The sequence below is a fragment of the Winogradskyella aurantiaca genome, from assembly GCF_003362725.1.
GTDB classification, from domain to species: Bacteria; Bacteroidota; Bacteroidia; order Flavobacteriales; family Flavobacteriaceae; genus Winogradskyella_A; species Winogradskyella_A aurantiaca.
In genome coordinates this window covers 143,177-152,099 of sequence record NZ_QKTV01000009.1, presented here as the reverse complement: position 1 = coordinate 152,099, position 8,923 = coordinate 143,177, and the positions used below count along the sequence as shown (strand labels likewise).

Annotated in this window: 6 protein-coding genes and 1 pseudogene; 5 read left to right on the top strand and 2 right to left on the bottom strand. The window is 38.0% G+C overall.

What is annotated here, in order from left to right; genetic code table 11:
- A pseudogene (locus DN064_RS14000) lies at nucleotides 1-1,764 on the bottom strand (hypothetical protein); the annotation flags it as partial.
- Nucleotides 1,765-1,939: 175 nt separating this feature from the next.
- On the opposite strand from DN064_RS14000, the gene folE reads away from it, so the two are divergent.
- The 5 genes from folE (at nucleotide 1,940) to DN064_RS13975 (ending at nucleotide 5,815) form a co-directional block, all read left to right on the top strand.
- Nucleotides 1,940-2,617 carry a GTP cyclohydrolase I FolE gene (gene folE / locus DN064_RS13995; RefSeq protein ID WP_115463281.1) on the top strand — a complete coding sequence of 226 codons (678 nt, stop codon included), beginning with the start codon at nucleotides 1,940-1,942 and terminating at the stop codon, nucleotides 2,615-2,617.
- 33 nt (nucleotides 2,618-2,650) lie between these two features.
- Nucleotides 2,651-4,132, top strand: coding sequence for a cysteine--tRNA ligase (gene cysS / locus DN064_RS13990; RefSeq protein ID WP_115463280.1), 1,482 nt, complete (start codon nucleotides 2,651-2,653; stop codon nucleotides 4,130-4,132).
- 16 nt (nucleotides 4,133-4,148) lie between these two features.
- Nucleotides 4,149-4,412: a membrane protein insertion efficiency factor YidD gene (gene yidD / locus DN064_RS13985; RefSeq protein ID WP_198659451.1), complete on the top strand. Its 264-nt coding sequence runs from the start codon at nucleotides 4,149-4,151 to the stop codon at nucleotides 4,410-4,412.
- Between the two features lie 75 nt (nucleotides 4,413-4,487).
- A complete protein-coding gene (gene lgt, locus DN064_RS13980) occupies nucleotides 4,488-5,324 on the top strand; it encodes a prolipoprotein diacylglyceryl transferase (protein WP_115463279.1) in 837 nt (278 codons plus the stop codon).
- Nucleotides 5,325-5,329: 5 nt separating this feature from the next.
- Complete coding sequence (locus DN064_RS13975) at nucleotides 5,330-5,815, top strand: DUF192 domain-containing protein (protein ID WP_115463278.1); 486 nt, start codon at nucleotides 5,330-5,332, stop codon at nucleotides 5,813-5,815.
- Between the two features lie 58 nt (nucleotides 5,816-5,873).
- Here DN064_RS13975 and secDF read toward each other — a convergent pair whose 3' ends face one another.
- Nucleotides 5,874-8,861, bottom strand: a complete 2,988-nt coding sequence (secDF, locus tag DN064_RS13970; protein WP_115463277.1) for a protein translocase subunit SecDF — start codon at nucleotides 8,859-8,861, stop codon at nucleotides 5,874-5,876.
- Nucleotides 8,862-8,923: the final 62 nt, after the last annotated feature.

Genomic DNA, 8,923 nt, shown 5'->3' with positions numbered 1-8,923 from the left:
ATAATCCGTAGGGTCAAGACCCCCTAATACCACTGGGTCCATTACCGTTAAATCAAACTCTACAAAACCATTAGTGTCATCCCCATCCAAACTATTGTCGCACTGGGCAAATACACCAGGGGTGGCGCTAGCACTGTTAAACACAACAAATTCAAAACTGTCTGTTTCGTAGCAAATAGTATTATTGGCAAAAATTCTTATATAAATGGTCTCCCTAACGTAAGGTGTCGTGTTGGTATATGAACCAGGTAATGGATTTAGGTTATTATCAGCATCAAACTGACTTGTATGATATGTAATCTGGAAATCTCCTGGATTTTGTGATCCTAAAACAATTGGGGTAATAGCATCTAAATCTAAGTCCCAGAAACCATCATTATTATCGTCACAAATCAATTGATCGCTTACCGGGTTTAAAATTGGAGACCTATAAACATCAAATTCAAAAGAGGTCACATCAAAACAATCAGTTTGAAAACGGTTTTCAACTCTATAAAAAAGGTCTTCACTCGAAAAAGCCGATTGATTTGTGTATGATAAGGGCAATGGGTTTGATTTGGTATTGGCATCCGTGATTGTAGCATAAAATGATACTTCAAAAACAGACGGATCCTGTCCATTGAGGATACTTGATTCTAAAGTGGTTAAATCAATTGTTGCAAAGCCATCATTATCATCATCACAAATTTGGATTGCCGGAATTGATTCAGCCGTTGCAGACTCAAAAGCACCCATTTCAAAATCAGTGATGTTGAAGCAGTCCTCGTTCACTATATTCTCAACTCTTGCAAAAATTCTTTGAGATGAATTAGGACCAGGATTAGTATATAATAATGGAATCGGATTACTATCCGATTCAGCATCGAACTGCGATAAGTGATAACTAATTGAAAATTTATCTGGATCCTGTCCATCAAGAATGGTCGAATTTAAATCCTCAAGATTAAAAGTCTGTATACCACCAGGAACACATGAGATTTGGTCATCAACGGATCTCGCATTTGGAACGTCGGAAAACAAAACGTTAAATTGATACGATTCCAGAAGGTTATCACTACTATCATAAGCTTCCCCTCTATAAATGTTGGTATTCGTTACATTTAGTATGGCAGCAGTTTCACCTGGTATCTCCACGAAATTGCCTGTACCATCATCTGCAAACCACGTATAATAGTCAGCATTTGGAGTTGTTGCATCCAAGGCTACTGTACTTCCAGTACAACCCTTTTCATCAGCTAGAATACCACAATTAGTTGACCCATTTCCAGAAGTTTGTTGTACGGTGATAAATCCTGCCTGTCCAGAAAAATTTGTAATCAAAAGCAAATAAAACTCCCCCGCTACAGCATCTGGGATGGTTACCACCTCAACTGGGTTTGGAGAATAACTACAATCGACTATATTATCGAAATTCAATTGAGCCCCACATGCAGTATCTGTTTCATTGAAAGGCCCGTAAATAATGAAGTCTACATCTAAATTAGGACTGCCATTTTCAACTGTACTCTGTTCAATTGTTAATTGTAAATCCCCAGAACTCCCAATCTGTAGAAAAAACCATGCAGGGTTTGGTTGATCTCCTAAACACCCGTAGTTTGGACCACTCTCTGCTGTTTGTCCATTTGAGGTATTTGGGTATGAAAATGCTTCAGACCCACAAAGAGGTTCTGAATTTTCACAAAGATCAGCACCACCAGATTGTGCCACAGCAATCATGCTGAAGAACATGATAATTGCTGAAAGTAAGAAGTTCCTTTGCGTCATTGCTATCAATTGAGGGCATGCAAAATACTAAAATAATGGGTTTGCTATCTTTTTATTTGTTGAAATTCTAGGTTACCTCGACCAAAAACAAGGGTTTTATCATATCTCTAACATCTTCTTAGCCTAAATATTATGTATCTTTGCAGTCTATTTTGCCTAAGCGAAACAGAGACTTATGAAATTTGATAACGACATAAACGACATAGACGCTTTTGGAGATGCTCATATAGGATCTTCTTCTGATACTCCCTTACGAGGTGATGCCTTTAAATTAAGTAAGGAAGAAAAAATAGATATTATTAAGGACGATGTTCGCCATATCTTGGAAACATTAGGTATGGATCTCACAGATGATAGCCTTAGTGGCACCCCAAAACGCGTGGCAAAAATGTTTGTCAACGAGATATTTGGAGGTTTAGATCCTGAAGCTAAACCTAGTGCTTCAACATTTGAAAATAAGTATCAATATGGTGAAATGCTGGTTGAAAAGAACATTACTGTTTATTCCACATGTGAGCACCATTTGTTACCTATCGTTGGTAGAGCGCATGTGGCCTATATATCAAATGGTACTGTTGTAGGATTGTCCAAGATGAATCGTATCGTTGATTATTATGCCAAAAGACCACAGGTTCAGGAACGATTAACAATTCAAATAGTAAAAGAGCTTCAGGAGGTACTGGGTACAGAAGATGTAGCTTGCGTCATTGATGCCAAACATTTATGTGTCAATTCCAGAGGTATAAAGGACATTGAAAGTAGCACCGTTACTTCAGAATTTGGTGGGAAGTTTAAAAACAAAGAAGTAAAACGAGAATTCTTAGATTATATCAAACTAGATACTCAGTTTTAATATAACTTTGTTGAGCGATTAACCACTTATCTCATGGCGAACTACCAGGAGCAATCCATTAAGATTTACAATTCCCTAACTGGTCAAAAAGAAACATTTAAACCCTTAAATGAGGGTCACGTAGGTATGTATGTCTGCGGGCCAACGGTCTACAGTAATGTTCATCTTGGAAACGTTAGGACCTTTATGTCTTTTGATGTGGTGTTTCGCTATCTAAAACATCTAGGGTTCAAGGTACGTTATGTCCGAAACATTACAGATGCAGGACACTTGGAGAATGATGCCGATGAAGGGGAAGACCGCATCGCTAAAAAGGCGCGATTGGAATCTATTGAACCCATGGAAGTCGTACAGCGTTATACAGTGGACTTTCATAACATCCTCAACAGCTTTAATTTCCTGCCACCAAGTATTGAACCAACTGCTACAGGGCATATCATTGAACAGATTGAAATCATCAAGGCCATTATTGACAATGGATACGCCTATGAGGTCAATGGCTCCGTGTACTTCGATGTCCATAAATTCAATGAAGACAAGGCATATGGTGTATTGAGTAAAAGAAAGCTCGAAGACCTTATTCACAACACCCGTCAATTGGATGGTCAATCCGATAAAAAAAATCCACAGGATTTTGCTCTTTGGAAACGTGCCGAACCACAACATATTATGCGATGGCCTTCACCTTGGAGTGATGGGTTTCCTGGATGGCATTTGGAGTGTACTGCCATGAGTACTAAGTATCTAGGTGAGAAGTTTGATATTCACGGTGGTGGAATGGACTTAAAATTTCCGCATCACGAATGTGAGATTGCTCAGGCTGAAGCTTGTAATGGTCACGATCCTGTTAATTACTGGATGCATGCCAATATGCTGATTATGAATGGTAAAAAAATGGCAAAATCCACAGGCAATTTTATTTTACCTAACGAAATATTTAGTGGTGACAATCCACACATTTCAAAGGCTTACAACCCAAGCGTGGCGCGCTTTTTTATGCTTCAGGCTCACTATAGAAGTATCCTGGACTTTACAGACGCAGGACTGCAAGCTAGCGAAAAAGGATTTTATAGATTGATGGAAGCGGTCAATTCTTTAAAGGATCTTAAAGCCGGTTCTAGCTCAACTCTAAACATTAATGAATGGCGACAAAAATGTTATGACGCCATGAATGACGATTTTAATACGCCAATTTTAATTGCACAATTATTTGAAGGTGTTAAACTGGTCAATCAGATAAAGGACGGAACGGCTAGCTTAACGAGTAATGACCTAAAAGTATTAGAAAATACACTTCATATTTTCTGTTTTGATATTTTAGGTTTAACGAATGCCGCATCTGCAGAAGGATCGGGTGATAAGCTGAGCGAGGCCGTAAATTTACTCATCGAATTACGTCAAGAAGCTCGAATGAATAAAGACTTTGGGTTGTCTGATAAGATACGAGATCGCCTAGCTGAAGCTGGAATTCAGCTTCAGGATGGTAAAGACGGCACTGTCTTTACTACTAATTAGCCAGTATATTGTTATCATGAATAAGAAGATTGGTATTAAGGATATTCTAATATTCCCTTTTGTTCTTGTGATCAAGATCTACCAGCTTTTTATTTCGCCTTTAACACCAGCAACATGCAGGTACAATCCCACTTGTTCCCATTACGCTAAAGAGGCGCTTCAAACACATGGATTGTTTAAAGGGGGATGGTTAGCTATTAAAAGGATTTTCAGTTGTCATCCCTGGGGAGGTAGCGGTTACGATCCTGTTCCACCAAGGGAAAAGCTCCCAGATGCCTAATTTTTATTTTGACCAATAATGCTACCGGCTAAGGCAGCGAGTTATTATATTTACGCAGAAATCAACAAATAAGACATGATTCATAGTTTGAAATTCGTTTGGGATCCAATGAAAGGCATTGACCTTGGTTTTTTTATGCTCCATTTTTACAGTTTGATGTGGATCATTGCCTTTGTTTTTGGATTTTATATCATGAAAAAAATCTATAAAAACGAAGGTGAATCCGAAGAATCATTGGACTCCTTATTTATTTACTGCGTTTTAGGAATTATGATTGGGGCACGCCTTGGGCACGTCATTTTCTATCAACCAGAGTTATTTAAAGAAGATTTTTTTAGCGTCTTTCTCCCAATAAGTACCGTTGACGGGATTAAGTTTACCGGCTTTGCGGGACTGGCCAGTCATGGAGCTGCTATTGCTATGATTATCTCCATGTATTTATACGATAGAAAAATATTAAAGAAATCGGTTCTTTGGATCTTAGACAGAATTGTTATTCCAGTTGCCTTAGGGGCCGTTTTTGTACGTATAGGGAATTTTATCAACTCTGAAATCGTTGGAAAATACACAGAGAGCGACTTTGGTGTGGTATTCAGGCAACTTGGGGAAACGGAGCCTAGACATCCTGCACAACTTTATGAAGCCTTTTGTTATGTCTTTGTATTCTTGATTTTGTATTTCTTATACTGGAAAACCAACAAGGCTCAAAGACAAGGTTATTTGTTTGGCTTGTTCCTTGTATTATTATGGACCATCCGATTCTTTGTTGAATTTGTAAAGAAAGCCCAGGTTGATGGGCGCGATGATTATGTCTGGTTTATGAATACAGGTCAAGTATTAAGTGTTCCTTTTATCTTGATTGGCCTATACTTCATGTTTGTGCATAAGGCCAAACCTCTAGCCAATAAGTAAACTCCATGAAAATCGTATACCGTTCCATTATTTGTATTGGGATTGCTACAGGCTTATACGCTTGTAAAGAACAAAATAAAGCACCGCTGGTGTCTTCAATTGCTTTTACCAAAGAAGGGACTGCGCAACTCTACAAGGCTTCCTCAGATAGTTTAATTGCTTCATTTGATATTGAGATTGCTAAAACCGAATATGAGACACAAACAGGTTTGATGTATCGGGATTCCATGAAAGCAGATCGAGGGATGCTCTTTATTTTTGACAATGCTTCCCCGAGGTATTTCTATATGAAAAACACAAGACTCCCACTCGATATTATTTATATATCTGAAGACAAAAAGATCGTAAGCTTTTATGAGAATGCAGAACCCTTTAATGAAAGCTCATTGCCTTCTGAAGCCCCTGCTAAATATGTCCTAGAGATCAATGGAGGACTTATAGAAAAGTTGGGCATTAGCATCGGTGACCGCCTTGATTATTCTGAAGATTAAATAAAAAAAAGCCTCTTTTCGTAAAGAGGCTTTTTTATATGGATTAAGAAGATTAGGCTTAAGCCTCCTCCTCTTCTTCTTTTACTTTTTTCTTCAATGATTCTGCAGCATCACCTTTCTTAGCTGTATCATACATGATTGGTGTTGCAATAAACATAGATGAATAGGTACCAACAATTACACCGACAATCAAGGCGTATAAGAATCCTCTAAGAGAATCCGCACCAAGAATAAACATGGCCAATAACACCACAAGTGTTGTTAAGGATGTATTCAAGGTTCTACTTAAGGTACTGTTAAGAGAAGCATTAATAGTGCGACCAAAATCCCATGTAGTATGTTCATTCAGGTACTCTCTAATTCTATCAAATACAACCACGGTATCATTCAAAGAGTAACCAATTACAGTAAGAATGGCAGCGATAAAGGCCTGGTCAATTTCCATACTAAATGGCATAAAGCTCCATGTTAATGAGAAAATTCCTAGAACCACTAAAACGTCATGGAAGACTGCGGCAACAGCACCAAGTGAGAATTGCCACCTCTTAAATCTAATTAAGATATAAAGGAATACCACCACAAGAGATCCTAGAATTGCCCAAATAGAAGATGATTTGATATCATCTGCAATAGTAGGACTCACTTTACTTGATAGCATCTTACCAATTTTCAAGTCACCAGATCCTTCTTTAAAATCTTCGTAAGTCATTCCGTCTGGTAAGAACTGCTTTAATCCTTCAAATAATTTGGACTGTACTTCCTCATCCGCCTGCGTAGAGTTATCTTCTACTTTATATTTAGTAGATATTTTTAACTGATTAGCACCACCAATGGTTTTAACCTCAGCACTACCAAAAATACCATTCAATACATTCGTTACTTCTTCGGTACTTACCTCCTGAGCAAAACGAACTTGATAGGTTCTACCTCCAACAAAGTCGATCCCTTGATCTAATCCTTTAGTTGCTAAAGAACCAATACTAGCTGCTATCAATAATCCAGAAATGACATATGCGATCTTGCGCTTGCCAAGGAAATTGATATTAACGTTCTTGAATAAGTTCTTTGTTATTGGCGTTGAGAAATCCAACTGACCTCCTCTACCAACATACCAGTCAATTAACAACCTGGTGATAAAGATGGCAGTGAATAAAGAGGTTAGGATACCAATTATAAGCGTTGTTGCAAATCCTTTAATAGGGCCTGTACCAAATACAAATAGAATTAATGCGGTAAGACCTGTAGTAATGTTAGCATCAAGAATGGAACTTAAGGCATTATTGAAACCGTCTTTTATGGACGCTTTCTGGTCTTTACCTTTCGCAATTTCTTCACGTATACGTTCAAAAATAAGTACGTTGGCATCCACGGATATACCAATGGTTAAGACAATACCGGCAATACCAGGTAAGGTTAATACAGCACCTAAACCAGATAACACACCAAAGATTAATAAGATATTTAATAGTAACGCTACATCAGCAAATAAACCTCCGCGACCGTAGTAGAATACCATCCATAACAGTACAAATACTAAGGCAATAACAAAGGACTTCATTCCACTATCAATTGCCTCTTGTCCTAATGATGGACCCACGATATCAGACTGAATTATTTCAGCCGAAGCAGGGAGTTTACCAGCTCTTAAAACATTAGCAAGGTCAATCGCTTCATTCAAAGTAAACGAACCAGAAATTTGAGAGTTACCTCCTGAGATTGGTCCCGTACTTACACCAGGTGCTGAATAGACTATTTCATCAAGAACAATTGCAATATAGCCACGCTCCTCGTATGCACGTCTGGTCATGTCTTCCCAAACTTTAGCACCTGCGGCATTCATCTGCATGCTTACAGCCGGACGGTTACGCTGATCGTAATCTTGTCTGGCATCCGTAATCACAGAACCGCTAAGTTCTGGTTGATTTTCTCTGTTACCTTTTAAGGCATATAAATCTATAAACTCAGAGTCTTCAGCCTGAATTGCCCATGCAAATTTAGCATAGCGCATTTCTGCAGGTAGTAAATCTCTATTGGCATTTAGTTGTTCTAGAACTCTTTCTTTATCCTGAGCTAAGAAGATTCCAATTACTGGGCCTCCATTTCCTATACTCTGAATACCTAATGGATTGACATCCTGAACATCAGTTGAGTCTGTTTCAATCTGTCCCGTTAAAGCATCGATTGTACTTTGAGTAGAGTCCTGCTCTACTTCAGCATCAGCAGCTTCTTCCTCCTTATTAGCCTCAGCTTGTTCTACCAATCTTTGGTTAACCTGTAATAAATAAGACGCTAGGTCTTGTGTTGTGTAAGTATCCCAGAATTGTAATTGAGCTGTTGTGGTTACAAGATCTTCAACACGTTCAATATCTTTAGCACCAGGAAGTTCTAATAAAATTCTACCAGAATTGCCTAATCGCTGAATATTTGGTGATGTCACACCAAACTTATCAATACGCTTTCTTAATACTTCAAATGCCGATACAATAGACTCATCAACCTTGGTTTCGATAATACTCTTAACCTCATCATCGGTCATATTGAATTTGATCTCTTCACTAAGCGAACGATTGGCAAAAATATCTGGAGACGCTAATTTGGTATCCCCTTTAATAGCATCAAACGCAGTGTAAAAGGACTGTAAATAGGAATCCTGCGAATCTTTTTGTAACTCATCGGCATCTTCAAGTGCCTGATTGAATATCGGGTCTTTAGAATTGTTAGCCAATCCTTTAAGAATGTCTTTTACAGAGATTTGTAGAATAACATTAATACCACCCTTAAGATCCAATCCAAGGTTCATGGCATTATTCTTTACATCATTGTAAGTAAAATTTTTGACATATAAGTTGTATACCTCTTCATTAGAAAGCGAATCTAAATATCGCGCCTCTTCTCTGTTTATCTCCTTGATGTCTTGAAATCTACTCTGGGCAACAACTTTAGCCTGATCTTCAATCTGATTTGCCTTAAACGTAAATGACAATTGGTAAATACTTACCAGGCCAAATAGAAACGCAAATAACTTGACAATACCTTTATTCTGCATTTTAGATTTTGTTTGCTATAATTTAAAAACGGGCAAATATATTGTTTCTCTAATGATTTAAC